General features: G+C 52.0%; 25 protein-coding genes, 1 tRNA gene and 1 riboswitch. Of the genes, 13 read left to right on the top strand and 13 right to left on the bottom strand.

Features of this window, described 5'->3' with window-relative positions:
* Window positions 1-153: 153 nt before the first annotated feature.
* Window positions 154-1,893 (top strand): outer membrane protein assembly factor BamB family protein, encoded by a 1,740-nt coding sequence (locus F605_RS0105430; RefSeq protein ID WP_022864881.1) that lies wholly within the window; start codon window positions 154-156, stop codon window positions 1,891-1,893.
* Here the strand turns inward: F605_RS0105430 and F605_RS10065 are convergent.
* The 7 genes from F605_RS10065 to dcd all read right to left on the bottom strand — a co-directional run bounded on the left by F605_RS10065 (window position 1,854) and on the right by dcd (window position 9,764).
* On the bottom strand, window positions 1,854-2,864 hold the full coding sequence (locus F605_RS10065) for an ABC transporter ATP-binding protein (protein ID WP_022864880.1): 1,011 nt from the start codon (window positions 2,862-2,864) through the stop codon (window positions 1,854-1,856). The genes F605_RS0105430 and F605_RS10065 overlap by 40 nt on opposite strands.
* Window positions 2,864-4,534, bottom strand: coding sequence for an ABC transporter permease (locus tag F605_RS10060; protein WP_022864879.1), 1,671 nt, complete (start codon window positions 4,532-4,534; stop codon window positions 2,864-2,866). The genes F605_RS10065 and F605_RS10060 overlap by 1 nt, the downstream gene beginning before the upstream one ends.
* A gap of 7 nt (window positions 4,535-4,541) precedes the next feature.
* Window positions 4,542-5,597: a thiamine ABC transporter substrate-binding protein gene (locus F605_RS10055; RefSeq protein WP_022864878.1), complete on the bottom strand. Its 1,056-nt coding sequence runs from the start codon at window positions 5,595-5,597 to the stop codon at window positions 4,542-4,544.
* Between the two features lie 36 nt (window positions 5,598-5,633).
* A riboswitch (TPP riboswitch) is annotated at window positions 5,634-5,735 on the bottom strand.
* 78 nt (window positions 5,736-5,813) lie between these two features.
* Entirely contained in the window at window positions 5,814-6,083 is a 270-nt protein-coding gene (locus tag F605_RS0105410) for a DUF4235 domain-containing protein (RefSeq protein ID WP_022864877.1), read from the bottom strand.
* A gap of 34 nt (window positions 6,084-6,117) precedes the next feature.
* On the bottom strand, window positions 6,118-7,854 hold the full coding sequence (locus tag F605_RS10050) for an MDR family MFS transporter (RefSeq protein ID WP_022864876.1): 1,737 nt from the start codon (window positions 7,852-7,854) through the stop codon (window positions 6,118-6,120).
* Window positions 7,855-8,019: 165 nt separating this feature from the next.
* A complete protein-coding gene (locus F605_RS0105395) occupies window positions 8,020-9,171 on the bottom strand; it encodes a hypothetical protein (protein WP_022864875.1) in 1,152 nt (383 codons plus the stop codon).
* Window positions 9,168-9,764 carry a dCTP deaminase gene (gene dcd / locus F605_RS0105390; protein ID WP_022864874.1) on the bottom strand — a complete coding sequence of 199 codons (597 nt, stop codon included), beginning with the start codon at window positions 9,762-9,764 and terminating at the stop codon, window positions 9,168-9,170. Before dcd ends, F605_RS0105395 begins: the two co-directional genes overlap by 4 nt.
* Window positions 9,765-9,952: 188 nt before the next feature.
* Between dcd and F605_RS10045 the strand changes: the two genes are divergently transcribed.
* From F605_RS10045 to F605_RS0105350, 7 genes are all read left to right on the top strand, one after another.
* Window positions 9,953-10,936 carry a carbohydrate ABC transporter permease gene (locus tag F605_RS10045; RefSeq protein WP_022864873.1) on the top strand — a complete coding sequence of 328 codons (984 nt, stop codon included), beginning with the start codon at window positions 9,953-9,955 and terminating at the stop codon, window positions 10,934-10,936.
* Window positions 10,933-11,820 (top strand): carbohydrate ABC transporter permease, encoded by an 888-nt coding sequence (locus F605_RS0105380; RefSeq protein ID WP_022864872.1) that lies wholly within the window; start codon window positions 10,933-10,935, stop codon window positions 11,818-11,820. The genes F605_RS10045 and F605_RS0105380 overlap by 4 nt, the downstream gene beginning before the upstream one ends.
* A 23-nt stretch (window positions 11,821-11,843) precedes the next feature.
* A complete protein-coding gene (locus F605_RS0105375; RefSeq protein ID WP_022864871.1) occupies window positions 11,844-13,145 on the top strand; it encodes an ABC transporter substrate-binding protein in 1,302 nt (433 codons plus the stop codon).
* Between the two features lie 38 nt (window positions 13,146-13,183).
* Window positions 13,184-14,305, top strand: a complete 1,122-nt coding sequence (locus F605_RS0105370) for an ABC transporter ATP-binding protein (protein ID WP_022864870.1) — start codon at window positions 13,184-13,186, stop codon at window positions 14,303-14,305.
* Window positions 14,306-14,662: 357 nt separating this feature from the next.
* Window positions 14,663-16,309, top strand: coding sequence for an anaerobic glycerol-3-phosphate dehydrogenase subunit GlpA (gene glpA / locus F605_RS0105360; protein WP_022864868.1), 1,647 nt, complete (start codon window positions 14,663-14,665; stop codon window positions 16,307-16,309).
* The gene (gene glpB / locus F605_RS0105355; RefSeq protein WP_022864867.1) at window positions 16,306-17,553 is read left to right on the top strand and encodes a glycerol-3-phosphate dehydrogenase subunit GlpB; all 1,248 of its coding nucleotides are present in this window, start codon (window positions 16,306-16,308) and stop codon (window positions 17,551-17,553) included. The genes glpA and glpB overlap by 4 nt, the downstream gene beginning before the upstream one ends.
* Window positions 17,546-18,793, top strand: coding sequence for an anaerobic glycerol-3-phosphate dehydrogenase subunit C (locus F605_RS0105350; RefSeq protein WP_022864866.1), 1,248 nt, complete (start codon window positions 17,546-17,548; stop codon window positions 18,791-18,793). Before glpB ends, F605_RS0105350 begins: the two co-directional genes overlap by 8 nt.
* Window positions 18,794-18,795: 2 nt before the next feature.
* Here F605_RS0105350 and F605_RS10040 read toward each other — a convergent pair whose 3' ends face one another.
* Window positions 18,796-19,272: an NUDIX domain-containing protein gene (locus F605_RS10040; protein ID WP_022864865.1), complete on the bottom strand. Its 477-nt coding sequence runs from the start codon at window positions 19,270-19,272 to the stop codon at window positions 18,796-18,798.
* 135 nt (window positions 19,273-19,407) lie between these two features.
* Between F605_RS10040 and F605_RS0105340 the strand changes: the two genes are divergently transcribed.
* Window positions 19,408-19,478, top strand: a tRNA-Gly gene (locus tag F605_RS0105340).
* Window positions 19,479-19,853: 375 nt separating this feature from the next.
* On the opposite strand, the gene F605_RS0105330 is transcribed toward F605_RS0105340, so the two are convergent.
* Window positions 19,854-21,563 carry an LPXTG cell wall anchor domain-containing protein gene (locus tag F605_RS0105330; protein WP_162138275.1) on the bottom strand — a complete coding sequence of 570 codons (1,710 nt, stop codon included), beginning with the start codon at window positions 21,561-21,563 and terminating at the stop codon, window positions 19,854-19,856.
* A gap of 424 nt (window positions 21,564-21,987) precedes the next feature.
* Here F605_RS0105330 and F605_RS0105325 point away from each other — a divergent pair, with 424 nt between their 5' ends.
* Genes F605_RS0105325 through F605_RS0105315 form a run of 4 tightly spaced genes read left to right on the top strand, consistent with a single transcriptional unit; the run spans window position 21,988 to window position 23,249 of the window.
* Window positions 21,988-22,242, top strand: a complete 255-nt coding sequence (locus F605_RS0105325; protein WP_022864862.1) for a type II toxin-antitoxin system RelB/DinJ family antitoxin — start codon at window positions 21,988-21,990, stop codon at window positions 22,240-22,242.
* Window positions 22,229-22,513 (top strand): type II toxin-antitoxin system YafQ family toxin, encoded by a 285-nt coding sequence (locus F605_RS0105320; RefSeq protein ID WP_022864861.1) that lies wholly within the window; start codon window positions 22,229-22,231, stop codon window positions 22,511-22,513. The genes F605_RS0105325 and F605_RS0105320 overlap by 14 nt, the downstream gene beginning before the upstream one ends.
* Window positions 22,500-22,847, top strand: a complete 348-nt coding sequence (locus F605_RS11315; RefSeq protein WP_081639148.1) for a GIY-YIG nuclease family protein — start codon at window positions 22,500-22,502, stop codon at window positions 22,845-22,847. Before F605_RS0105320 ends, F605_RS11315 begins: the two co-directional genes overlap by 14 nt.
* A gap of 39 nt (window positions 22,848-22,886) precedes the next feature.
* Window positions 22,887-23,249 carry a hypothetical protein gene (locus F605_RS0105315; RefSeq protein ID WP_022864860.1) on the top strand — a complete coding sequence of 121 codons (363 nt, stop codon included), beginning with the start codon at window positions 22,887-22,889 and terminating at the stop codon, window positions 23,247-23,249.
* A gap of 463 nt (window positions 23,250-23,712) precedes the next feature.
* Here the strand turns inward: F605_RS0105315 and F605_RS11310 are convergent, their stop codons facing one another.
* From F605_RS11310 to F605_RS11535, 4 genes are all read right to left on the bottom strand, one after another.
* Complete coding sequence (locus F605_RS11310; RefSeq protein ID WP_022864859.1) at window positions 23,713-24,018, bottom strand: type II toxin-antitoxin system YafQ family toxin; 306 nt, start codon at window positions 24,016-24,018, stop codon at window positions 23,713-23,715.
* Window positions 24,015-24,287 carry a type II toxin-antitoxin system RelB/DinJ family antitoxin gene (locus tag F605_RS0105305; protein WP_022864858.1) on the bottom strand — a complete coding sequence of 91 codons (273 nt, stop codon included), beginning with the start codon at window positions 24,285-24,287 and terminating at the stop codon, window positions 24,015-24,017. Before F605_RS0105305 ends, F605_RS11310 begins: the two co-directional genes overlap by 4 nt.
* Before the next feature lie 204 nt (window positions 24,288-24,491).
* Complete coding sequence (locus tag F605_RS0105300) at window positions 24,492-26,117, bottom strand: ATP-binding cassette domain-containing protein (protein ID WP_022864857.1); 1,626 nt, start codon at window positions 26,115-26,117, stop codon at window positions 24,492-24,494.
* A 193-nt stretch (window positions 26,118-26,310) separates the two neighbouring features.
* Window positions 26,311-26,706, bottom strand: coding sequence for a hypothetical protein (locus F605_RS11535; RefSeq protein WP_022864856.1), 396 nt, complete (start codon window positions 26,704-26,706; stop codon window positions 26,311-26,313).
* Window positions 26,707-26,747: the final 41 nt, after the last annotated feature.

The raw sequence follows: 26,747 nt of genomic DNA, 5'->3' as shown, positions 1-26,747 counted from the left end.
CTACCTCAGCGAAGAGTACTGATTATTCTGGTTACTCCCCCTCCGCCTTAGTCTAACTGGCATACCCGCCACGCCATGACCTAGAAATAACTAGTGCGGGTTAGACTTAACTAGGTCGATTTGTCGATTTCAATTAGTGGGAGGGAGATTGCAGTGGCTGGCTCCAGGCGCATAAAGCGGCGGCTTTTCCGGCTGATTATAGTAGTTCTCACTCTCGCATTATTAGCGATTATCGGCGGCGGAGCCTTCCTTTGGTGGCGTTATAACTCTCGACAGGCGCAAGCAACTGGTTACTACAAGGTTGAACCGGTGCTGCACGAGGATTTTCGAGCCCAAGACTATGGAATTAGCTCATTTATTCCTCTGTGGGGCGCACAATCTTCACTCCGACCGGTAACCTATGGGGATTACCGAGTTGCCGCGGGAGTCGCTGGCGACGGTAGTGGCGTTGTCCTGCAACTAGCAGCCGACGGCACCTCGTCTTGGTCGGTTAACTTAGGAGCCCCCTTAGCCGCTTGCGCTCAGCAAACACTTGGGGGTGCCGATGGGGACCATCGTTACCTTCCCTGCCTGTACCATTCGGGGAATGGTTCGGGGATAGCAGTGGTGGATTTAAAAATGGGGACTGCCCGTTGGATATGGGAATCCACCGATTCCTATATCAATATTGGTACCCACGGATCGCAAATCATCCTAGTTGGAGAAGACCTCTCCCTGCTGCGCTTGTCGGACCAAGGGGAACAATTAGCGGAAGGCTTAGTTTCCCAAAAAGCCTCTGACCCGCAGCTACAACCAGATGCTGGTAACTGTAATCTAGACGGAAAACCTACAGAGCAAGCACCTGAAACTTTTGAACCTTTTTCCGACACCCTGTGGGTTATCGGACATAAAGGCATCAATTATTTGGTGAATCCCGAAACTAACCAGATTCAGGCTGCCAGTCCCGGAAGATTGATCCGAAACGCTGACGACACTGCTTGGGTACTCAGCCCCGCAGATGGGTGCGCCCGCTCCCTATATATTCAACCGCAGCGCACCCACGTAACTCCTTTACCGGAAGGAACTACGGTTCCTACTGATAACGCTGGACAACTATTAGACCTGGTGCAAAAAGGAGGCAAGCTTTTCCGCATGGATTGGGAAACCTTACGCTCCTTACGCACCCTATTTGACGAAACCGAAATGAAATTGGGAGAAGGGACTCAGATACTCCCCACCACCAATTCCCTGTATGTTGCCAGTAACCATCATCTCGGCTGCTATTCCCGCAAGAATGGAAAAGAAATCTGGTCCTTTAACGAAAATGTCAAGGATATCCGCCTCCACCAGGACGTTTTACTTTACACCACGGAAGAGGGCGTACTGAAAGCAATTTCCACCGCTGATGGGATTGAACTGTGGAGTATCAACACTTTGGCACACAGCTACTTGGAGTCTGTAAAAGACGATAAGACACTACATATATTCGCCCCGGAAGCCTTCCAAGGTTGGGGACGACAAGTCGGGGAAAACCAGACAATAGGTCGCGGATCCGCCAATCCGATGAATAAAGCGGAGCCCGGTTTTACTGTCCCGGTTGATTCTTGCATCCGAGTAAGCGATACCAATGGTTCTGGCAGCTCCTATCAGGTGCAATTCAATAGGGTTTCCTGCGAGCTAAAAGGAGCAGAAAAAGTTATCCGTATCATTGATACCGGACAGATTGCGCGTGGGAAACCAGCGGCAGACTACCTGAAGAAATGTTTAGAGGATCCCCAAGCAACGAGTGCCATTACCGTGACCAGTGCTATTGCTGACCCGAAAATCTCTGCCCTTTGTACCGGCAAGGTGGAAGGAATCCAGACAAAAAATACTCAGGAAGAAACTGGCACAACGCAGGTTTCCGAACGCTGAATCTGTAAACCCACTTCTTGTGAGGTTTGCTTCTTAGACAGGTGCAAACCTAATCCCGCCTCTGCCTGTCCGGAATATTCTTCGCTGCCTTGTCGCCAAGCAACTTCAGCCAAATATTTTCCCCGCCGTACCCGTAAATCTCGGGCGTTAGCCGCAATCCCCTGCTCCGCCAGGCACATTTTTAATCCTCCCGGAGCTACTGCCAGCTGCGTATCCCCCGGAATTTCTATGCCAAACTCTGCCGCAGCCGCAGCGCTGAGGAAGGGCCGATACCCCAGGAAAGAGGCTGCAGCTTGGGAGCCGGGATGAGTCCAGATTTCCTCGGCACTATTTGCCGCCAAGATTTTACCTTGATCCATAATCACAATCTGGTCTGCCAAGGAAAATGCTTCATCTTGATCATGAGTTACATAGACGACCGTTAATTCTAGATCTCGGATAATCTGCCGCAGGGTAATCACCAGCTCCTCGCGCAGCGCCCGATCTAAGGCAGATAAGGGTTCATCTAGCAACAGTAGCTGGGGTTGGGGGGCCAGACAGCGCGCTAGCGCCACTCGCTGAGCTTGCCCGCCCGAGAGAGTGTCAATACTGCGATCTTGATAGCCACTTAAACCCACACTATCCAGTAGTTCTTTAACTTTTTCTTGCCTTTGTGCCTTAGGAAGATGCGCGATTCCATAGGCGATATTGCCACTTACATTTCGGCTGGGGAACAGCTGTCCGTCTTGGAACATCATTCCGAAGTGACGCTGATGTACCGGCACCTGCTCCATATTGCGTCCCCGCCAAGAAACACTGCCTGCCGCTAAAGGTTCCAGTCCCGCAATCGCCCGCAGTAGCGAGGACTTTCCGCATCCCGAAGGTCCCAGCAGCGCAGTTACCGTACCAAGCGGAACCTCGATACTGAGATCTTTGACTGCCTCCACCTGCCCGTATTGCACCCGCGCTTGGGAAATAGTTAAGCCGTCCATCAGTATTCACCAACTTTTCTTTTTCGCAGAGCTTCTACTGCGCTCATCACCAGAGAACAGGTTAAACAGAGGATAACCGCCGCGGCCATCGCCATCCCATTTTCGGCTGGCCCCGCACTTCCCGAGAGTTTATAGATCATCACCGGCAAAGTTAAAGATTCTGGCATCACTAGGAAAGAGGCCGCCCCAAACTCCCCAAAACAAACTGCGAAAGCAAAACCGAAAGCCACTACTAGCGCTCCCCAAATATAGGGACCATCTATGGTTAAGAATATCCGGGAAGGACGTGCCCCCAAGGTGGCGGCAGCTTCTCTTTGCTTCGGGTTAATAGTTTGCAGCATGGGGCGCATTAATCTGATTACCAGCGGAGATGCCCCGAGTGCTTGGGCTAGGGGCAATAGGAAGGGACTATCAGCCAGGTTCCAGGGAGGAGCAGCGAGGGTGATTAAGAATCCCAGACCAATCACCACGCTGGAAACCCCTAGGGGCAACATATTTATAGAGTCAAAAATTTCGGCGGCGCGCCGCAATCGCGGATTACGATATTGCCGGGAGGTTACGGCTGCTACTAGGGCACCCAGCAAGGTGGAGACCACTGCTCCGATAAGTGCTGCTCGCAGCGAAACCCCCAGGGAGTTGATTACCGGTTGTTCTATCAAGATAGAGGCATCCGGGCGGGTCAGGTCAAGATAGTTTTGCACGGTCCACTGTCCGCGGCGCCGAAATGATCGTGCCACTACCTGCGCCATCGGCAGGGCTATCAGGATTATAATCACTGCGGCTGCGCCCCAGACCGCGAAACGTTGCTTTCCGCGAGCCGGTCGGGAACTCTCGATGGCTTTAAGTTTTACTCCGCCACGTGCCTTATTTTGAAAATGTTGCGAGCCGGCTAGCGCCGCCGCAACTATTACTACCTGCAGTAGTGCTAGGACTGCTGCCGCCGATAGATCTAAATCAACCGAGGTGGTTTGGTATATCTGACTCTCTAAAGTTACGACCCCGATTCCCCCCAGAATCATCACCAGCGAATAGGAGGAAGAGCAGTATAGAAAAACTAGGGAAGCTGCCGAGGCGATTGCCCCTAACAGTTGCGGTAAAGTAACGGTGAAAAACGCGCGGGTAGGCGCGGCACCTAAGGTACGTGCTGCCTGATAGGCGCGGTGATCAATCCGCGCCCAAACCGGGCCGACGGTGCGTACTATCAGGGAAACGTTATAGAAAACCATCGCTAAAATAACGGCTCCAAAGGTGCCGTCCAGCCCTAACCCAGATAGCCAGCCGTCCTCGGCCAGGAGCGCCTTGAATGCAGCCGCCACCCCAATAGTAGGAAGCACAAAGGGGATGGTTATTGCCGCACGTAGGGTGGTTCTAAAGCGAAAATTCAAGCAGTACAACACCCAGGCGAGGGGCAGCCCCACCAGGGTAGAAAAGAAAGTTCCTCCCAGCGCCAGGATGAGAGTGTCTCGGATCGCCCGCCAAGTGAAGGAATCAGATAAGACTCGCCAAAAAGTAGAAAAATAGCCGGCTTCCCCGGCTTGCCCCACCCCTAACCAGGCAAGTGCCAGGACGGGATAGAAAAAACAAAATCCCAGGAAAACGGCAGGAATTCCCACTGCCAGGACAAGCAGTACTCGTCCTGGCAGCAGGTGACTTCGGCCTGGTAGCCTCATAAAGCCGCTATCCTAGTACCGCCTGTACCTGGCGAATCCACTCACCGCGGTTTTGCTCAATCTGTACCGGATCAAGTTGCTTATCGTTTTCTGGGCGGGGAGCAAACTTCTCTAGTTTGGGATCTAGTTTTACCTGCTCGTCAATGGGGTAGGTGATGTTTTCGTTCATAATGGCGCTCTGACCTTCTTCACTGTAAAGCCAGTTCAAAACTTTTTCCGCGCCAGCGGCGTTCTTGGCACCTTTGAGTACTGCCCCATATTCGACTGCCGGATAGCAGGTACCTGCGATATTGGCAGTGGGAGCCGAACTTCCGTCCTCAGAAACCGACCAATAGGGGGAGGAGGAGTAAGACATTACGATCGGGAATTTTCCTTTACCTTCTCCTTGGGTGAACTCTTGGTTATAGGCTTCATCCCAGGTGTTTACGGCTTTGCTTCCGTTAGCCATCAAGTCTTTCCAGTACTTGACGTATCCGTCTTTGCCCTTTTGTTGCACGGTAGCCAGCAGCATCCCCAAGCCGGTATCAGATTTGGCGGGATTCTCGATTACCGTCAAGCCTTTGTATTCTGGTTTCAGCAGGTCATCAAAGTTTTCCGGCACTTTCAGATTACGGTCTTTAAAGTAGGCAATATCGTAGTTGGCACACACATCGGAGCGATCTAAAGGCAACGCCCCCTCAGCCTCTTTGATCAAATATTTTTCCGCCGAAGAAGGAACTTTTACTTTCGAGGGCGCGATTACCCCCGCCTTGGCTACCTTCACCACGTTATTGGCGGTCAATCCCACCGCCAGATCGCCCAGCGGAGAATCTTTACGCAAGATTAATTTGGAATCGAGGGTGCCTGATTCTTCCCCGTTGACCAGCTTAATTTCTTGTCCAGTAGCAGCTTTAGCTTTGGCTAAAGATTCTTTGCCTAGCGTCCAACTGCCATTGGTAACCATAGTTACCTGGTTGCTATCCCCTTTGGTGGGGGTGGCATTTTTATCGTTTCCACAACCGCTTAGTCCCAGCGCCAAGGCTCCGATTGCTAGGGTTGCGGTAAATCGCGCGAGTTTGCGCATTTCTCCCTCCATTTGTCAGGAGGGGACTTGCGGGCGCAAGTAAGAGACTCGACTTCCTGCGCCAGCATTACCTGGTTCAGGTGCGAGGGTCTGTCCAACTGGACACTCTCAGCCTATGCGGCTCCCCTGTCGTTACGGTCACCTAGAGCCTATCACCGGTGAATCTATTGCCGCTAAAAGGTGCCGTCCAACCGGGTAAAACGCGTCCTAGAAAAGTTAGTTCCCCAGGTCGAGGACATCTTTATGACGTCCTCCGTACCAGCTGTTAGTGCGACGCATCGCGGCTCGCTGGATTAGGGTAACTGCCACTCCTGAAATAGCGGCAAAAAGCACTACCTCTAGCAGCGAAGACTGGGCTGCCTCTTCCCCATCCTGGGGAGGTTTGTGCCCGGTCACCAGCTTCCAGCCGGCGTTAATTACCAGGTTTGCTACCAGCCCGGCGCCCGCCAAGCTGGCCGCGCTTGCTACTTTCCAGCCAATATCCATGGTTTGCCTTTCCGCTTTGATAGTTATTACTAACCTACCCTAGGTGGTCATTATCTGTTCCCAAATCATCCTCATCTTCTGGGGGATTATCTCGATCCTCTCCCTTACTAGCGGATTGATCCTGGGGTTTATTTGGATGTTTTTGCTGCTTAAGCTGGGCAAGTTCCCGGCTCACTTGATCCTTTTCGAGGGCGCGGCGCACCAGCTCGCGTTCCCGTTCCGTTGCCTGATGATTTTGCGCTTCATGCTCGGCATATTCCGAAATCAGCTCGCTGCCTTTCATCAGGCAGACGCAAACCAAGCCGATAAGGGAAAGTACCAGCAGCGGCACAAAAATATCTCCGAGGGCGCTGGCATAGGCATCCCGAACCACCTGTTGTTGGGCAGCGGTAAGTTTATCCAGTTCCAGAGTAGATAGATCCGCCATAGCGGCACCTTTCTTCCCTAGCTTTGCCATCCCGGCACTAACTTGCCGAGCAATCTCCCAGGTGAATACGAAACCGCAGATTTGTATCCCGATCGCGCCGCCCATCGAGCGGCAAAAAGTAACTGTCGAGGTAGCAGCGCCCATATCGCGCAGTTTCACCCCGTTTTGTACCGCTAGCACCAGGTTTTGCATACTGGCACCTTGTCCGGCTCCCAATAGGAACATTCCCAGCGCGCAGAACCAGTAGGGACTATTTTTATCAATCAGGGTAATGAGGAAAATCCCGAGACACATCACCACGAAACCGCCGACTACGAAACGTTTCCAGCGCCCTATTCGGGAAACCAGCAACCCGATCAAAGTTGAGGCAATAAAAGTACCGACCATCCCGGGAAGCAACGCCATCCCCGCGAGCGCCGGATTCATCCCCTTGGCAATTTGGAAGAACTGGGTGAAAAACAAAGGCGGAGCATTAAGCGCGGTTCCTACCGATATGGAACCTAAAATTGCCAGCAGCGCGGTGCGCTGAGTAAACATCCACATGGGTATGATGGGCTCGGGAAAATGCAGCTCCCACAACACGAAAGCCACCAGGAAAAGTGCCGCTAAAGCCAGCATCACCGCGGTTTGCCAGGAGGCAAAAGCGAAGGTTTTACCCGCTAGAGACAACCAAATCAGGGCGGCTGATACCGCCGCAGTTATCAGACCAGTTCCCAGGAAATCGATACGCGGTTTACTAATCTGCGCGGCTGGAACCTTCAAAAAACGCCAAAGCACCGCCATAGCTGCCAGAGAAAAGGGGATCGAAACCCACAGACACCACCGCCACCCTAGCCACGGGGCGGCCACGATAAACCCTCCCACTAGGGGACCGGAGACATTGGCGACCGCCATGACTGCTCCGATATACCCGTTATAGCGACCGCGTTCACGAGGAGGAATAATCAGCGCCATAACCACTTGGGTCAGCGACATGATTGAGCCCATCCCTAAGCCCTGCACAATGCGGGTGAAAATCAGTTGCCAAGCCTCAGTAACCGCCCCCGAAAGCAGAGATCCCAAAGTAAACAGCCCGATTGCCCCCATCAAGAGTTTCTTTGAGTCATACATATCTGCCAGTTTTCCCGAAACCGGGGTGGCTACTGTAGAGGCCAGCATCATGGCCGTTACTATCCAGGTGTATTGCGATTCGCTCCCACTAAGGGCTGACATCATGGTGGGCAAAGCGGTACCGATGATGGTCACCGACATTACTGCCACAAACAACACCATCAGCAGTCCGGATAAAACTTGCAGAACCTCAGAAGATTGCCGGGGCTGGGAGTCTTGGTTTTTTTGTATCATGCAACTCCTTGCAAACCGCGTTAACAGTTAAATTGTAGTCATCGGCAGAAAAACTTATCCAGTTTAGTTACCAAATAGGCAGTATTTTCTTCCGAGAGGAAGCCGAGGGGAACATTACACCGGCTCGGTTTTACCGCTACTGCTAGTTACCCGAACATAGGCAAGCTAGTTCCAAGTAACTAGGAATGAGTCTTCGTCCACTACGGTTCCGGCAGCTACCTCTCCCAAGAGGCGAGCCGCGTCCTCAAAGGCATTAGTCACCTTCATTCGCGCCACCCGTTCTACCCGGCTAAGACGCCGGTTTCCCTCCGGATGCCCGAGCCATTGCAACTGGTAGATAGCAAACGGTTTCCCATGAGCGGGATGAAAACGTAACGCACACGGCACCTGCGTGCCGGCTTCCGCTCCCAAGAAGAAATCTGCACCTAACCCTAGGGAGCCGTAAAGGGCGTAAGCGTCACTATTAGTCAGTTGGCTACCTACCTCTTGATCAAAGGCAGCCGCCTCTGCCGCTATCCAGGCCAGCTTCTCTTTGCCCAATTGGGCGGTAACTAAAGATTCGGCTTCCCGCTCCAGGCGCCGCTGGGAGCGGCTGGGACGTTCGGGGACTCCCGGGTCGGAACTTAGCTCTCCCAATACCGGCTCTAGGAGTTCTTGCAGACTAGTTTTTTCTATCCAATAGGGCGAGTACACCGCTAAATTGACTGCCGAGTCTGGGTCGGGAGAAAGTATCTGCGCCGCTGCGTCTTTGGCGCTACTGCCTGCCCCCACTCGCAGGCTCCCCCCAAGGCGCCGGCAGATCGCCAGCAAGCCGCTCAGTACTTCAAATTCCAATCCGATGGGTTCACTGGCGGCAAAAGCGTCAGTAAGCAGGTCAACTCCGCGCAGTTCTTCCGTTAGCTGTCCGGCGCGCATCTGGGGACAATCCAGGCGAAAGGCAATTTCACTATATGTAGGTAGCTTTAAGATTTCGCGGACTGACTGGTCAACCTGGAAAGGACCGGCAAGTTCTGCCTGTCCGTTAAGACGTAACCTGCCGGGAGCGAGCCATCCCGCGTCCTCCCAAAGGGAAACCGCTAGTGCTTCCACTTCGTCCGGGGTAACTTCCGCAGGGAAAACCACCAGTTGCGGGCAACCGATCTCGGTAAAGTCGCTTGCTGGCAGCATTCCCTGCGAGCGCATATAGGATGCTCCCGGATTAATAGCGGCTGCTTGTTTTTGGGCTTGTAATCCCTGCTCAGTTATCCTTACTGCGCGAATTTTTCCGGTTTCTATCCGCGCGAAGGTTGAGGTATCAGTAAGCGGACTTTCGCTCACTGCACGTCTTCCATCTCCGGCACTTCACTACAACTAAAGCGCAGGTAGGAACGGGAGGCGGTCGGGCCACGTTGACCTTGGTAGCGAGAACCCCGCTCCTGGGATCCGTAGGGTTTTTCCGCCGGTGAGGATAGCTGGAAGAAACAGAGCTGACCAATTTTCATACCCGGGTAGAGCAGGATCGGCATAGTGGCGGTATTTGATAGCTCCAAGGTGACGTGACCGTTAAAACCGGGGTCAATAAAACCGGCGGTGGAGTGAGTCAGCAAGCCCAAGCGCCCCAGGGAAGATTTTCCTTCCAGGCGAGCCGCCAGATTGTCCGCTAGCTGTACCCGCTCCAGGGTCGATCCCAACACGAACTCTCCGGGATGCAGTACGAAAGGCGCGCTCTCTCCCACGTCTACCAGGTGAGTTAGGTCATCTTGCGGTAAAGCGGGATCGATCACCGAGTATTTATGGTTGTCAAAGAGGCGGAAGTAGCGATCTAGGCGCACATCAATAGAGGCGGGCTGAATCATCTGCGGGTCGTAGGGATCAATCTCAATTTCCCCACTGTCACACAGTTTGGCAATGTCACGGTCAGATAAAAGCATGCCCCCAGTCTAACGCAGCCAGCAGCTCGGTTCGGAAAACTTCATATCTTAAAGCAGCAAGCTCGGCAAGATAAAAGCGCAGGAGTCATCGGTCATTAACTCTTCAGTCATAAAACGTTTATTACTTGGACGCCTACTCCTAAACTTTTCGTTCCTGACAGTTAATACTGGTGGCTTATCAATGAGACGTGTCAACTGAAAACGTTAAGCGGGCCGGCTCTGTTTCCCCAGCGTCCTCTCCCCCGGTACCCCCCAAAGCAGGAAAAAATCCCGCGGGTCCGGCGAAACGCTCTGACCGTCCAGACCGGAACGAAGGCTGGCTAGCAGCAGCGTTACTTATCCCCAACCTGATATTGCTGATGGTTTTTACCTACCGGCCACTGGTAGACAATATCCGCCTGTCTTTTATGGACTGGAACATTTCCTCTCCCCAGGCCACCTTTATTGGACTGGCAAATTATATTGAATGGTTTCAGGCTGATTCCACCGTGTGCATCGTACTAAATACGGTGATTTTTACCTTCGCCACCGTGGTCGGATCGCTAGTCCTGGGTTTGGTTATGGCGATGATCTTGGATCAAAAGCTCTTCGGACGTAACCTAGTCCGCTCCGTGGTTTTCGCGCCCTATATTATTTCCGGAGCCGCCATTGGAGTGGCTTTTCAATTCGTTTTCGACCCCAGCGTCGGCCTCATCCAAGACATCATGACTCGCCTGGGATTCACTGCTATCCCCGACTTCTACCAAAACCCCAAATGGGCGCTATTCATGGTGACCGTAACTTACATTTGGAAAAATCTAGGCTACACCTTCGTAATCTATCTAGCTGCCCTCCAAGCTAGACGAATAGATCTAGACGAGGCGGCAGAGATAGATGGAGCCTCCCCCTGGCGACGTTTCACTAAAGTCCTGTTGCCACAGCTACGTCCTACTACATTCTTCTTGTCGATCACCGTACTTCTCAACTCAATGCAAGTATTCGACATCATCAATGTGATGACCCACGGCGGTCCGCAGGGTACCGGCACCACCACGATGGTTTACCAAATCTACCAAGAAACATTCGTCAACTCCCGCGCAGGATATGGAGCCACCGTGGCCACCATCATGTTCTTAATACTGCTGGTGATCACTCTGCTGCAGGTGCGAGTTATGGACAGGGATAACCAATGAGTAACAAACTGGCATTCCGCAAACAGAAAGCGAAAGCGCACACCCCCGAAGAAACCGTGCACACCTCAGTCGCATTCAAAATAATCGGTTATATCGCGATGCTAATCGCCTTTCTGGGAATCATGATCCCGATTTATTGGATCGTGCTGACCTCATTTAAAACTCAAGGCGATATTTACACGCATCCGGCAACCTATATCACCAACCCCTTTACCACTGAGAACTACCGGGCAGTAAGCAGTGAGATTCCCTTGCTCACCTACCTGCGGAACTCGTTGATTATTACCGTCGTGCTTTCCGCGGTGAAAATCCTCCTGGGGGTGCTCTCGGCTTATGCCTTAGCGCTCCTGCGCTTCCCCGGCCGCAACCTGGTTTTCATCTTGATTATCGCCTCCTTACTGGTGCCAAACCAGATCACGGTTATTTCAAACTATTCGCTAATCGCGGGAATGAACATGCGCAATACCTTTGCCGGGATTATCTTGCCTCTGGCCGGTACCGCTTTCGGTACCTTCCTCATGCGTAACCATTTCCTGTCGCTGCCTACCGAAGTGATCGAAGCGGCTCGGATGGATGGCGCCGGCCCCTTAAAGCTGCTGTGGCGAGTCGTATTACCCATGTCGTGGCCGACCCTGTCCGCATTCGCCCTGATCACCATCGTTAATGATTGGAACGAATACCTGTGGCCATTTTTGATGTCAGAGGACGAACGTACCGCTCCTATCCAAATCGGATTAACTTTCCTTCAAAACAACGAGGGTCTCACCAATTGGGGCCCGGTCATGGCTGGCACAGTGCTAGCCGTGATTCCCCTCTTGATCGTATTTTTCGTATTGCAGAAGAACATGATCAAGGGACTTACTACCGGGGCAGTTAAAGGCTGACCCCAACAAGCAGAAAGGTAAAAATGAATCACACACGGAAACTGCTCCTGACCGGAGCCGCAGTTGCATCCCTGGTGCTGTCGGGATGCGCCGGCACTTCCTCCTCGGGATCTGTCGAGCAAAATGACCCGAATGGTAAGGTGACCCTGGACGTTTGGTCGAACCACCCGGCTAACTCCAAAGATACCGAGAAAGAGATTATTGCCGCTTTCGAGAAAGAAAACCCCAATATCAAGATTAAGCTCACCGACGCCGGAAAAGATTACGAGGAAGTGGCGCAAAAGTTCAACGCCGCCCTCACCGGTGGACAAACCCCGGACGTGGTGGTTGCTTCCGACGTTACCTGGTACAACTTCGCACTGAACGATAATTTTGCTCCCCTAGATGACTTGATGAAAAAGGTGGATGCAAACCCCGATGACTACGTAAAGTCGCTTTACGATGAATACACCATTGATGACAAGCACTACGCGGTTCCCTATGCGCGTTCAACTCCGCTTTTCTACTACAACAAAGACCTCTTCAAGAAAGCCGGAGTTCCCGACCGCGGTCCGAAGACCTGGGAGGAATGGAATAAGGATTTCGCGCCTAAGCTAAAAGCCTCCGGAGTGCTGCCCCTGTCCATTCCTGACGGATCCAACTATTTGGATTGGTACTTCCAGGGCATGATCTGGTCGATGGGCGGTTCCTATTCCCAAGATCTGACCGTCAACGTTGCCGATGAAAAAGGCGTGGCTGCCGGCAAGTTCCTGCAAGACCAGTTCAAGAACGATTACTTCAAAGCCACCAAAGACGCGACTGTTCCGTTCACTACCGGACAAGCAGCCGCGATGCTGGAATCTACCGGCTCACTGCAAGGCGTTGAAGAAGACGGAAAAGTTAACGTAGGTACCGCTTTTCTACCTACTCCCGAGGGCGTACCGGGAGTATCTACCGGTGGGTGTGGCCTAGCAATCCCCGCTAACTCTAAGAATCAAGAGGCGGCCGCCAAGTTCATTGCTTTCCTCACCAATACCGAGAATACTGTAAAGTTCTCGCAGGCTACCGGATATATGCCCGTAAGAACCTCTGCGGTTGACTCGGAAGAAACTAAGTCCTATATCAAAGAACACCCGAACTTCCAGACCGCTCTCGATCAGCTACCCAAGACCAAAGCTCAAGATGCTGCCCGCGCTTATGTCTCGGGAGGCGGTCAAAAGATTGGTGCCGCTTTAGACAAGATTGCGCAAGGCGAGGACGTACAGTCCACTTTCGATGCTTTGCAAAAGGATCTGCAGAAGATCATTGACAGCCAGATCAAACCAAAACTGGATAAGAAGAAGTAACTATTAGGGCGCCCGGCGCCACAAGGAAAGGAAATGCCGTGGCTAGCGTGACTTTCGAAAATGCATCCCGCCTGTTTTCAGGGGCAGCCAAACCGGCGGTTGACTCCCTGAACCTCCATATTGAGGACGGTGAATGCGTAGTCTTAGTGGGACCGTCTGGCTGTGGCAAATCCACATCGCTGCGGATGGTGGCCGGCCTAGAACCGGCCACCTCCGGGCGCATCCTGATCGGCGGCAAAGACATGACCGGGGCACGCCCGCGCTCGCGGGACGTGGCGATGGTATTCCAAAGCTATGCCCTCTACCCCAATATGACAGTCGCTCAAAATATGGGTTTCGCCCTGGAAAATAAGGGGATACCCAAGAATAAAATTAAGGAACGGGTGCAGTGGGCAGCCCGGCTTTTGCAGCTGGAAGATTTGCTGGATCGCAAACCTGGTGCCATGAGCGGAGGGCAAAGACAAAGGGTCGCTATGGGACGCGCCATTGTCCGCAAACCCACTGTCTTCTGCATGGATGAACCACTATCAAACCTGGATGCAAAACTGCGGGTTTCGATGCGGGGAGAAATTGCATCTTTACAAAGAGAACTGGGAGTAACCACCGTTTATGTCACCCATGATCAAGTGGAAGCCATGACTATGGGGCATCGAGTAGCGGTGATGGAGTCAGGGGTCCTCCAACAGGTAGCTACCCCCACTGACCTTTACCGCAAACCGGTAAACACTTTCGTTGCTTCCTTCATCGGTTCCCCGGCAATCACCTTGTTCACTCTACCTATTAATTCTGAAGGTCAAGCCCTGTTGGGGGACTTGCCAGTACCGATTCCTAGAACGGTGCGCTCCCAGGTAAAAGAGCAAGTGATATTAGGGGTGCGCCCGGAATCTTGGCTACCCGCCAGCAGCGAGGAGCCAGCGCTTACCTTAACTACCCAGATAATCGAACGTTTAGGTAGTCAGGCATTCCTTTACGGGCAACCCCCAGAAAAGGTAGCTGCCGCCCCGGATCGAACTGCCGTGTTGCTGCCGCGAGGGATATTCCCTGATCGGGGCGGGAGCTATCGAACTAAACCCAACTTAGAAGAACTTTATTTCTTCGATCCAGCTACAGGGCAGGCCGTGTCCGAGGGGGCATCTTTGGCGGTTCCGGAAGTGAGTTAATCAGGGTCATAAAACCGGGCAGTTAACTTAAACAATCACGAAAATCAGCGCGGAAGATGCCTAAACTTTTTGTTCCCTCCTCCCCTGGTTAACGCGCAGTTCAGAAAATAATCCCTTCCCCCGATGGGTTTGCAAATCTGTGCAAACCCATCGGGGGAACCAATTGCAGCTAAAAGTCTTTCAGCTTATGAGAGGACGTGTATTTACAAAAAAATCCGGCGCGAATATGTGCAAACTCTTCACTATCCGCACGAGATTTAAGCGTGAGCGATACCCTAAAAAAGAGCCACAGGAGCAGATTCTGGGGCAGTCATTGACGCGCGGCAGCGAGGCTGCGTTCGATTCTGGAGGCAAAGGGTGAGAAAACTAGAAGTCGATGTGGTGGTGATTGGTGGTGGAGCCACCGGCAGTGCCGTAGTACGCGACGTTGCCATGCGCGGATTCAAAGCCGCACTGGTAGACCGGGTGGATTTAGCCCAAGGTACCACTGCTAGGTTCCACGGATTACTGCATTCGGGAGGACGCTACGTAAAATCGGATCCCGAATCCGCAACTGAATGTGCAGAAGAGAACGAAATTTTACGTAAAGTCGTTCCCCATGCCATTGAAGATACCGGTGGACTCTTCGTTACTACCTCGAAAGATAGCGAAGAGCACGCAGATATTTTCCTGGACTGTGCCAATAAAACCAAAGTTCCGGCCTACGAAATTTCGCCGGCCGAAGCGTTAAAACGCGAGCCTCGTCTCGACCCGAAACTTAAGCGAGCTTTCGCGGTGCAGGACGCCACTATTGATGGTTGGAAGATGGTGTGGGGATTTGCCCACTCCGCTAAAGAGTATGGTGCCAAAATCCTCCCCTACCACTGGGTTACCGGTATTGAAGTCACCAACGGAGCAGTCAGCGCTGTCACCTGCGAGGATCATAAGAACGGTGGGGAAAAAGTCCACATCGACTGTAAGTTCATCATCAACTGTGGCGGTCCTTGGGCTGGAGAAATCGCTGCTATGGCAGGCTGCCATGATGTGAACGTGGTTCCGGGTGCCGGGATCATGATCGCCATGAATCACCGCATCTGCCAACACGTAATTAATCGTTGTATCTATCCTTCGGATGGAGACTTGATTGTTCCTGCCCATCAGGTTGCGATTATCGGCACCACCGACCAGGTGGCGCCTAGCGCTGACTTCCTACAGATAAAAGACAAAGAAGTCCAGCAAATGCTAGATGCCGGGGACGCCCTCCTGCCGGGATTCCGTCATTCTCGTCCTCTGCACGTATGGGTAGGGGCTCGCCCGCTGGTAAAAGACAACCGGGTGGCAGCGACTGATTCGCGCCATATGTCCCGCGGCATGTCGGTTATGGATCATGAGGAACGCGACGGGGTCAAAGGCATGCTTACCGTTGCGGGCGGCAAGCTAACTACCTGCCGCCTGATGGCCGAGCGCGCTGTGAACATTATGTGCGACATTATGAAGGATGATCGTCCTTGTCGCACCGCCCAGGAAGCGGTTCCCGGTCAAGAGGGTGCCCGGCAGCACCGACTCACTGACCGCCTGCAGGCACGGGAAAAAGAGTGGAATAAAGACCAGATTATTTGCGAATGCGAACTGGTCTCTCGGCGGATGGTGGAAGAAACCATTAAGGAATTCCCGAGTGCTTCTCTCGATGATCTCCGTCGTCAACTCCGGATAGGAATGGGACCGTGTCAAGGCGGATTCTGCTCCATGCGTTGCGCCGGCATCGTTAACGAGCAGGGCGCCGCCTCAGTTGAGCGGGCAACCAATATGATTTCCCTATTTATGAAGAACCGTTGGATTGGTATTAAACCGATTCTTTTCGGGGAGTCTACCCGCGAAACCGCCCTCGACAACTGGATTATGCAGGGCATTTTCGACCTGGAGCACGCACCCGGCAAAGGACAACTGAGCGAGGTCGCACTCAACCCGGTCGAGCAAGAACGCGACAAACAGGAACGTGAAGCCGTAAAGGAGGCACTAGCGTGAGAGACGTAGTAGTAATCGGTGCTGGCCTTTCCGGTCTTAGCGCTGCAGTTCGACTCCTTAAGGCCGGACGGGAAGTTGATTTAATCACCAAAGGTATCGGGGGTATCCAGCTGGGTCAAGGCACTATTGACCTATATGGATACAGCCCGGAGCGAGTAGATAACCCGCTAACGGCGATCGACAAGTTACCGCAGTCCCACCCTTACGGGAAACTGGGCTCTCAGGCGGTGGCCGATGCTGCTAACTGGCTGAAAGAGCAGCTAGGGACAGAATTGCTCGCCGGCAACCCCGATAAGAACGTATTCTTGCCTACCTGCCTAGGTGCTTGGCGCCCCACCTGCTTGCCCCAGCCTTCCATGCTGGCGGGAGCGCCTGAGGACGGCAAGAAGTACGTAATCGTGGGACTGCGCCGTCTCAAAGACTTTTATCCCCAATTGGTAGCCGAAAATCTGGAAAAAGAAGAGATTCCCGGCGGAGGTAAAGTTTCTGCCCGGCATATCTGGATCGATATCCCGGTACGCCATGACGAGGCCGACACTTCCGGGTTGAACTTCGCCCGCGCCCTCGACACCGCAGATTTCCGCGCCAAATTCTGTGACGAGATTAAACGTCATTTGAAAGACGGGGAAGTAGTCGGTTTGCCCGCGGTGTTGGGATTGAAAGATCGGAACGCCTGGAAGGATATCGCCCACCGCTTGGGACACGAGGTGTTCGAGATCCCGATTCTACCGCCCTCTATTCCGGGGATGCGGATTAACGAGACCCTCACCCAAATGGTACGGGATCTGGGAGTACGCTACATTATTGGCAGTGAAGTAACCGGCCTTAACGTTAGTGATGGCCGGGTTGAATCCGTGACCTTCGATTCTGCTGGCTCGGAGACGACCCTTAAAGCTAAGCACTTCATCTACGCTGGTGGCGGCTTTGAATCCGGTACTTTACATGTGGATTCTTACTGGAACGTTACCGAAAGAGCCTTTAATTTACCGCTGGCAATACCAGAAGGACCGCTGGTGCACGAAGACTATTGGGGTCCAGACCAGCCCCTGTTCGAAGTGGGGGTGCAGGTTGATTCCCAGATGCGGGTACTGGATGCTTCCGGGGATCCGCTATATCAGAACCTGTATGCCGCTGGCGGGTTGCTAGCAGGAGCCACCCGGTGGCGGGAAAAGTCCGGTGACGGCATTGCTCTAGCTTCCGCTTTGCGGGCTTGTGACACGATTTTGGGGGATACCAATGACTAAGGATTTACGTAATAAACCCGAGTTCAATCCGTTAATGCGCGCCAGCTTGGATGCTTGCGTCAAATGCACGATTTGTGAAACCCAATGCCCGGTAGCAGCGGTCACTCCCCTTTTCCCGGGGCCAAAATATGTCGGTCCGCAGGCGGAGCGTTTCCGCAAGGGGCTTTCGGTTGACCACACCATTGATTACTGTTCCAGCTGCGGGACTTGTACCTTGGTATGCCCGCAAGGCGTGAAGGTTGCAGAGCTCAACAACGTGGCGCGTGCCGCGATGAAGCAGCAAAATGGACGTCCGCTGCGGGACGTGCTGATTTCGAACACCATGTTTATGGGTAAGGCGATGACCCCGGTGGCGCCGCTGGCGAACTGGGCGCTCCGACAAAAGCCGATCCGTCAGATCGTGGAGAAGACTTTCGGGATTCACCATGAAGCACCGATGCCAGTGGCTGACGGGTTCAGTTTTGAAAAATGGTTTAAGAAGCACACCCGCACTGCCCCTGCTCCCACCAAGGGCAAGATCGTGTTCTTCCACGGTTGTGCAGGTGAATTCTTCGAAACCACCACCTCTATACGCTCGGTGCAGATCCTCGAGCACCTGGGATACGAAGTGCTGGTACCGCCTCATGGCTGCTGCGGTCTAGCGCAGCAGTCTAACGGTCTTTACGACGGGGCCAAGAAGCTGATTCGCAAACTGGCACATGATTTGAATGTCCCCGGGGATGACCTAACGATAGTTGGTTCTTCCGGTTCCTGCGTGGGCATGGTCAAGCATGAAGCCCGCGAGATTCTGGGAGTTCAAGATGAGGAGCTCGAGCAGGTTTCGCGGCGCATCTGGGATATTTCCGAGTTCCTGCTGGATCTATACGACCGGGGAGAACTGGACCTGGATAATCTGGAGCCGATGAACCTGACGGTTACTTATCACGCTCCCTGCCAGCTCAAATCCACGGGGATCGGTACCCCGGGCAAGCAGCTACTGGATAAGATTCCCGGGCTGACCGTCCACGAATCGGGAGCCACCTGCTGCGGGATTGCCGGCACCTACGGGTTGAAACGCGAAAAGTACGATATTGCGCAGGCAGTAGGTAAGACCGCCTTCGACAAGATTAAGAGCACCAACTCTGACCTGGTAGTTTCGGATACCGAGACTTGCCGCTGGCAACTGGAGAAGGGCGGCGGCAAGCCGGCTGTCCACCCAATCTACCTGTTGTTTGAGGCCATGGGGCTAAAAGATAGTTAATGCTAAGTTAGCTGGGGTCTAGGCTCCGCTGGCTTGTTAGCTATGTTGAGGACGCAGCTAGGCTGGTTTTTTTTGAGGAGGCGACTTAACGCTTCGGCGATAGGCAAATCGGGTTCTAGCCAGTCTAGCTGCGTTACTTTTTCTGCCGGACTCCACTGTAAGCTTAGGTGCGAATCCCCTGCTTGCAGGGCAGGTAGCTCCCGGGGATGGTAAAGCATTACTCGCATCTGGGCACCTTTTAGTAGCGGCCAGTTCCCCGCCGGGAGCGGGCCGGGTAAGATCTGCCCCAGCTGCGAGGGAGGAATCTCCCAATCGAGTTCCTCTTTTATTTCCCGCACTAACGCTGCTATCGGTTCCTCACCCTCGCGCACTTTCCCGCCCGGTAGTTCCCATTTGCCGCGTAGTTTTTCCGGGTAGGAACGCTGCGCGCACAGTAGTTTCCCGTCGCAGATCGCCGCTAACGCTACTACGAAAGTCATTTGTCCCTCCCTGGTGTTGATGAGTCCAAGTTAGCCGCATACTCCTTCATTGTCGGTCATTTGTTCTCACTTTAACCGCTCGTTTTGAGTGGAGCGCCGGTACTGGTTATACTCTAAAGGCGGCTAGATGCCAACGCGGGTGTAGTTCATCGGTAGAACGACAGCTTCCCAAGCTGTAGAGGCGAGTTCGATTCTCGTCACCCGCTCGAAGTGAGGAGAGCAAGCAAAAAGAGCTTGCTCTTTTTGCTTATTCGACGAACGAGGAGGGTAGGCACCACAGGTGCAACTACCCGCTCTGAACGGAGGTGCAAGCACAAGCGCGGAACGTGCTTGAATGCTTGTGACCGGAGTGAGGAAGGGTAGGCACCAAGGGTGCTACTACCCGCTCGAAGAGAGGAGAGCAAGCAAAAAGAGCTTGCTCTTTTTGCTTATTCGACGAGCGAAGAAGGGTCGCAGGGAGCGCAGCGACCGAACACCCGCTCTGAGGTGGGGTTAGTACCAAATTTACGCAGCTTATCCATCGGATATAGGTAAGGGCTCTGGAATAACATCCAGAGCCCTTACCTTAAATTATTTAATTGTTATTTTCCGTATTTACGCCGAACGACAAGTAACGTAATCCCGGCTAGGGTAAATATCCCAGCTAGTACCATAATTTCTGTTGCTATGGCACCAGTTCCCGGTAGGGCTTTCTTCTTGGCGGGCTTGGACTCCGTTGACGGGGCTGCACTAGGTGCTTGGTTTGCCATCAAAGAAATCGTGTACGGATGCACAATATGGAAGGGATCTTGGAACTCAGCTGCATCGGTGTAACCTCCGTTTAGTGCGAAGGTATTGTATGCCAGTTTCGGATTTTCCAAACTCCACTTTTTAGTATTAGGAAGTACTAGGCCACGCAGTTTAATAACTACTTTTTGCCCCACTTCAATTTTTCCAAGAGGAACAGTAATTTTCCCATCCTTGATCGTTCCCGGGACTTCTTTCCCTCCTGCCAGTACAGATACTGCCTTGGCAGTAACGCCTTTGGGCAGGGACGCGGAGAACTCTCCGTTCGCGGTTGCCGCAAAGCCGTCATTTACAATCCCCAAGGAGAAATCGAACGGCTTATTCACGATCTGTTTCGAGGCATCGTTGCTACCCGCATTAGACATGGTGAGATGCGATCCGGTGGTGACAGTTGCACCAGTGAAACCGGTGAGAGCAACCGCGCTCTTCTTTGCAAGACCAGTATGATCCTTAGTTTCATCTGCTTGCCGGAAAGTGGTGAAAATTCGGGTCACCCCTTTCGGGACTTTCCAAACAAAACCTTGGGTTCCAACTTCTGGCCTATTGGTATCACCCTTGTAGAGCATTACCGGACGATCTGTGTTCCAGTCTGGGTAATCAGAAATTTGTTTTCCGGTAGCGTCATAGATTCGCAGCTGTAGTTGGTCAGTGCCGCCCTTATTTCCATTGGATACCCAAGATGGGGTAATAACTATTTCACTTCCAGGGGTGACATCGACTGCCTGTTTAACCCCGGAATTAAATCGAGGATAAACTGTACGAGTAAAAGAAAATATGAGGTGCGTACCATCCTCTAAATCTGCGCGCGCCAACATCTCATATCTACCGATTTTCGCGGCACTGTAATCTTCAAAGAACTGTTTGGTGTCCTTATTAACGTCGGGACTATCGCATGTGTCCCAAAACGTGAACCCTTCATATTTCTGCTTGCTTAGCTTGCAGTAATCACCGGCGGGCGGGATGGATTTTTTAGCTCCTTTAATAGCGGTCGAGCCTGCAGCAATCCAGGGATCCCATGCGAGCTTAGCAATCAAGTCCTTGTTCTCGTTTTTCTTAATTCCTGGTTCTGCACTTTTACGGTATTTTCCGAACCAAAATATATTTTTCTTATTTTCCGGATTAATAATTCCCGATTCCCCGGTGCCGTTCTTAAACGCTTTTCCTTCCTTGGAAATGCTGATGGCACCCTTGTTTAGATCCCAGCCAAACTCTTTAGCATTCTTAATCAGAGGCTCATTTACCCCGGGAAACTTTCGCATATCTACAACACTGTAGGGAGTTGCACCGTCGGGTAGTTTAACGGCCTCGTAGAAAGTATTAGTATCCCCTAACCCCTTACGCTTACCATCCCAATTCACATTATCCGGCAGAACCGAGAGGTCTGAATTAACATAATTTTCGGTTTTGTGCAGATTGTTAGCTGCCGGATCTGCGCCGCTTTCTACAGTATTAACTGCGGACGACTGCGCGCCTCCGGCTGCTAAAGCGGGAGTAGTTGCACTCAAGGCTAAAAGTAAACTTAAGCTGCCGGCAAGAAACAATCTATGCCGAGGTCTATCAAGAATCATAATTTTCCTCTCTCGATTAAATGCGGATTCTACATACATAAAAATCCAACTCACCGGTGATTATACTTGATTTATCTGCAGATTTACATAGATACAGGAAATCGGGATAACGCTAAAATTCGGATAGCTGAGACGAAAGTTCGCTTTCCCGTTTCCAATCCGAGCAAAGTAAGGGTAGGCACCGCAGGTGCAACTACCCGCTCCCCTTGAATGCCAATCTGACAGCATGTCATCCACGTAATTAACCCTCTATCGGGAACATTCATGCAGTAAAGATATTTTCAAAGCTATTAATTACGCGCAAAATTAATGCTAATGTAGGCACATAGTAGTAGCAATTGCCTGAAATGAGGTGTTTCTGGTGGCCAATATATCGTTCCGAACTGATGACCAGACCAAGACACAGGCAGCGGAGCTGTTCCGCGAACTGGGGTTAGATATGAGCACTGCAATTAACATGTTTCTGAGGCAGTCGATTGCCAGCAACGGTATTCCGTTCACGCCGCGCCGGGAAAATTCAGCCAACCTACTGGCTCGTGCTGAAGCCGAATCCCGCACCGGAGCTTCCTTTGATACCGTCACCGAGTTAATGGCGGATCTTAATGAAGCTAACTAAAGTCTTTCGCACCTCCCAGTTCAAACGCGACGCGAAAGCACTGTTCAAAAGGCATTACGATCCGTCGAAGCTGGCACACGCAGTTGCAGCCCTAATGGCTCAGGATCGCGACGAGTTGCAAACCCGCTATCGTGACCACGCACTGCAGGGACAGTGGAAGGGATATCGCGAAATTCACCTCGAGGGAGATTGGTTACTGATATACCGTGTCGAGCGAAGCGAGCTGCTTCTGATACTAACCCGAACCGGATCACACGATGACCTATTCTGATAGTACAAGTCTTGGTCAAATGAACCTTAAGTATTTGCGTTTTAATGTCTCCCAGTTGAAATCAATTTCGGCGTTAATTCCAGAACGGCGCCGTGGTATCTATATCCTCCAGTTTTTCAACGGTGAGTTTTATGTCGGTCAAGCACAGAATGTAGTGACGCGTTTTGCTCAGCACCGGCATAGTCATACCAATCATCATGAAGCTTGGGATGACATAGAGAAGTTATGGTTCATGCCTGTACCCCAAGACTTGGACTTGACCAGAATAGAAAATAGCGAAATTCGCAGATTTCGGGAATCTGGTAAGCCTTTGCGGAATCGTGCTCTGAACTAAGGTCACAATCAACCGTCAACACTGGATAAAGCAGTACCGGTGGAGGAACAACATTCTTGGGTACTTGGGGATGGTCCATACGATTTGTGCGGCATCAAAGAAAAATTACCTTCTTTGGGAAATGAATCCTCGAAGTTTCTAAAACAGGTTCCTGATGAATTCCGAGATCTCATACTCGCCGATTTGGTTTTTGCTTTAACAAATCTGGTTCCCGAAGCTATCAAGCTTGAAGGACTATATTGGACGATTTCAGATTATCCGAGTACTGCAGGAGGTCGTTGGGCAACACTAATTACCGGGACTCTGGAACTTCTTTTCTTCCCGAGAAGGGAGGCCTCGGGACTTTCCTGTCTCAATATCCTGTCGGAACGTTTTCGCATAGCAGGCTGCTCTCCCTATTGACACCTTGGAAGCGTAATACCCGAGGGTTCTTTGTTGACCGAATAAACTACGACTCAACGTCCGCCGACCAAGTAGTGTTTAACAGCGGTGACTTAAAAAGAATCTGCCAAAATATCCGAAAATATTACAAGGTGCTAGAACTTTTGCGTTGCAAGCCATGCGTCAAAGTTCCTCTGGAAGGTTTGTCCGCTGGCATTCACAAGCACTAACCAGAGATATCTACCAGTTTGCTCTCGAAAATAACCTCCACATGAATAGAGATTGAAAGCATCAGAATCTAACTGGTTTATAGATAAAGCTAACCCCTTCCCACCTCTAAAGGTTTTTGTACGCAGAACATAAATAACCGTCAGCACAAGTTAAAGAAACTTTCCATGCGGCGGAACCATTAAAATCACCGCCCAGTTTTAGATGACTTGTGGCTGCCCCCCCCACATTTTAAGTTGCCCCCACTATCCATTCTTTACCTACGAAAAAGTTCATCGTGAGTTCCGGTTCGTTGAAAATAGGCAACCTGGCCGCAGGTTCTCCAAATCACCAACCAATCACCCGCATTAGCCACGTGGCACTCATTGCTCCCACCCCATTGACCCGAGAGCTTATGCATTCTGTGGCGTTGCTTCAGAATACCGCGCGATTCACGCGAGTTTTCTAAAATCAGATCAATGACAGCCTCAAGTTCATCGAGATTCCACTGTCTTTTAGCAGCTTTTTTCTTTAGATCCCTACTAAAAGCAGAAGTGAACTTGGCTGTAAGCCTCCCATTCATGCTAACGCTGCTTTGATAACATCCCGGCCAGTTTCATAAGTTTGCCCTTCACCGCGCGCGATCATCTGCTCGGTTTCACGAATAGCTTCCAGACTCGCGGCATTAGGTCGCCGATAGTCGAGGGATAGCGGGATGGACTCAGTGTTAACTATTTCAGTGAAAAATGCGCGGATCACCGACGACAAATCAAGACCGTAGTTCTCCACCACTTTCGCTGTTTCTTCTTTTAACCCGCTATCAATTCTGACAGTTAAAGTGCTAGCTCCCATCAGCCCCTCCTTTCAACATTTGCACATACATTTTAAAATATCTGTCAGTACAAATTCAAGAGCTTTCCCTTGCTTCCCTTACGGAATCACCGCCAAGAATTGCACATGCCTGCAAGGCCAGAAAAATACGGCTCGCTATGGCACGGAAAAAATGTTTTGGGACACCGCCGCGATATCTATGAAAGATGAAAACTATAGCAAGCGCTAGTGAATATAAATTTTTCTACTTTTCCAATGGTCGATTAGCCACCGGTCATGGCTTGCTACAACTAGAGTTCCCGTCCACGCCTTCATGGCTTCTTCCAGCGCTTGCATCGTCTCCAAGTCCAGGTAGTTAGTGGGCTCATCAATTACAAGCAAGGCGGGAGAGGTGGCCAGCGCTAACGCAATTTGGGCTCGCCGCTGGTTACCGGCTGAAAGTTCCGGAATGGGCTTAGTCCACAGGGAAGGATGGAGGACGCCTTTCCCGGCCTCGCCAATACCGTTTTCCCAAATAGGGCTAGTGAATCCGGGGTCGCCTTCCTGAGGAAGCTGCTGAGGAACCAGTCCGACCTTCCGCTCGCCGGTGATTGTGCCGCTACTTTGCGCGCTCTCGGGTGGCTGCCCACTATAGATCCAATTCAATAAGGTAGATTTACCTGACCCATTAGCACCAGTGACCAGTAGATGCTCTCCGTAGGAAAGATCAAAACTGACCGGCGCCAGACGTCCGGCAACTGCGGCATGACGCGCAGCCACCGCGATTCCGGTGCTTACAGCGGGTTGATTGAGCTCGAAAGACAGGTCGTAGCTACGGGGTCTACGCACTTCCTGGTTGCTAAGATGCTCGCCTCGTTTATCGTCATTTCGCATTCGGCGCTGCGCGGTGGCAGCAGCGCGATCCGCGAAAAACTTCTTGGCTTTACCCTCAGCGCTCGCCAGGCGTAAGCCCCCGCGAGCTATCTTGCTAGCTTCCTGGCGATGTTTTCTCAGTAACCGTTTCTCGGCCTGCTGAGCTGCATGTAATTCCCGACGCTTGCGGCGGGCATTCGTTTTTTCGGCTAAATATTTCGAGTAGGCGCCCGCGCAGCGATAAAGACCAGTAACCTGACTACTACCAGTAGCTTTAGCTAGTTCATTCCATAGTGCTACGTCCATATCGTAAATAACCGTGGCAGTGTCCTCAATAAACGCCCGGTCGTGACTCGACATCAAAACCGCGCCTCTCCACTTATTAACGGTTTCTACTAGAAAATCGATGGCACGCGCGTCTAAATGGTTGGTGGGTTCATCCAAAATTAACACCTCGGGCTTCATGATTAGCGTGACCGCCAGTTGCAGCCTCCCCCGCTCCCCCGGGGACATACTGCTTAAACTGCGGTCACATCCTGATCCTGTGAGCACCCCCAAGCCAATCCTCGTCAGAACTTCAGTGAGCCGCACCTCGAGCGACCAAATATCAAAACAGCTCATTAAGGCAAGCAGCCGGTCATAACACTGTTCCGCATGAACAGCACTATCTCCCTGGCTAATTTGATTGGTTGCGTCCTGAAACTGGGTAGCGATATTTCGCAGAGGACACAACGCGCATTCGAGGTAATCTCTGGCACTTCCACGATAATGTTCAATCGCCGGCACCTGGAAGAACTCAGTGTTTGTTCCCACGATCTTGACCTTGCCTTGTTCTGGCAAAAGATCCTGGGAAGCGATGCGAAGCAGGGTGGTTTTCCCGCAACCATTGGGACCAATCAAACAGGCACGCTCACCCTCCCCTACCTGCAAATTAATGTTTTCGAGCAGCGGTTTAGAGGAGTATGCAAAAGAAATATTTTCGAGAATGATGGCAGGCATAATAATCTCCAGGACGCAACGATTAAGGGCGGCGTCTCAGCTGAGCTGAGTAGAGATTACAAAGTCATCGGATTTTAGCTCCCCGCTTGGATAACATAACGAGCACCTAGCCCGTTACCTACCTTGATTTTAGCCAACCCCTTGCCGAATAGCTACAGCTTGTTTCCGCTTCAGGCAGGCAGCAAGCTACGGGCTACTTAAAGAGGTCGCGCCAACCGAAGGTGGTGCGCCGATAAATAGCGTTTTTGATCGCACGCGACGGATCCTTCAACAATCCCATTCCCTTCTTGCCATATAGGGGATTAACTGCGCGCTTAGCGGCTCTTTTAGCTCTACCTGAGGTCGCTGCCTTGTAGGAACGCTTAGGACTAGGTTTTCGCATACCGAACTTCATATTTCCACGATACTCATAGGGAGCCACACAAACTATTGGTTTCCTCGCTATTTTTAGAGGACGTAAACTCAGTTTCTTAGCCACCTGCCCAAAGTGGGTTACTGCGCCCATCTTTCGGGGCTCCCATTCTTCAAAGGGAATCAGACCCTGCCGGGGAAACTCTCGTCCGCAACGAAAAGCATTCGGAGGGCGCACTCTTCCTTTTAGGTAGTGGCAGCTCTACCTCCGGGTAGGTT

The sequence above is a fragment of the Varibaculum cambriense DSM 15806 genome (assembly GCF_000420065.1).
In the GTDB taxonomy this organism is placed as follows: Bacteria; Actinomycetota; Actinomycetes; order Actinomycetales; family Actinomycetaceae; genus Varibaculum; species Varibaculum cambriense.
Note: the sequence above shows the minus strand (reverse complement) of the source record. Positions and strands in the feature narration are given on the sequence as shown.

Bases quoted from the DNA above. Each gene is read 5' to 3' on its own strand.
- F605_RS10065 (WP_022864880.1), bottom strand. From the start codon at position 2,864: ATGGACGGCTTAACTATTTCCCAAGCGCGGGTGCAATACGGGCAGGTG.
- F605_RS10060 (WP_022864879.1), bottom strand. From the start codon at position 4,534: ATGAGGCTACCAGGCCGAAGTCACCTGCTGCCAGGACGAGTACTGCTT.
- F605_RS10055 (WP_022864878.1), bottom strand. From the start codon at position 5,597: ATGCGCAAACTCGCGCGATTTACCGCAACCCTAGCAATCGGAGCCTTG.
- F605_RS0105410 (WP_022864877.1), bottom strand. From the start codon at position 6,083: ATGGATATTGGCTGGAAAGTAGCAAGCGCGGCCAGCTTGGCGGGCGCC.
- F605_RS10050 (WP_022864876.1), bottom strand. From the start codon at position 7,854: ATGATACAAAAAAACCAAGACTCCCAGCCCCGGCAATCTTCTGAGGTT.
- dcd (WP_022864874.1), bottom strand. From the start codon at position 9,764: ATGCTTTTATCTGACCGTGACATTGCCAAACTGTGTGACAGTGGGGAA.
- F605_RS0105380 (WP_022864872.1), top strand. From the start codon at position 10,933: ATGAGTAACAAACTGGCATTCCGCAAACAGAAAGCGAAAGCGCACACC.
- F605_RS0105375 (WP_022864871.1), top strand. From the start codon at position 11,844: ATGAATCACACACGGAAACTGCTCCTGACCGGAGCCGCAGTTGCATCC.
- F605_RS0105350 (WP_022864866.1), top strand. From the start codon at position 17,546: ATGACTAAGGATTTACGTAATAAACCCGAGTTCAATCCGTTAATGCGC.
- F605_RS10040 (WP_022864865.1), bottom strand. From the start codon at position 19,272: ATGACTTTCGTAGTAGCGTTAGCGGCGATCTGCGACGGGAAACTACTG.
- F605_RS0105320 (WP_022864861.1), top strand. From the start codon at position 22,229: ATGAAGCTAACTAAAGTCTTTCGCACCTCCCAGTTCAAACGCGACGCG.
- F605_RS11315 (WP_081639148.1), top strand. From the start codon at position 22,500: ATGACCTATTCTGATAGTACAAGTCTTGGTCAAATGAACCTTAAGTAT.
- F605_RS11310 (WP_022864859.1), bottom strand. From the start codon at position 24,018: ATGAATGGGAGGCTTACAGCCAAGTTCACTTCTGCTTTTAGTAGGGAT.
- F605_RS0105305 (WP_022864858.1), bottom strand. From the start codon at position 24,287: ATGGGAGCTAGCACTTTAACTGTCAGAATTGATAGCGGGTTAAAAGAA.
- F605_RS0105300 (WP_022864857.1), bottom strand. From the start codon at position 26,117: ATGCCTGCCATCATTCTCGAAAATATTTCTTTTGCATACTCCTCTAAA.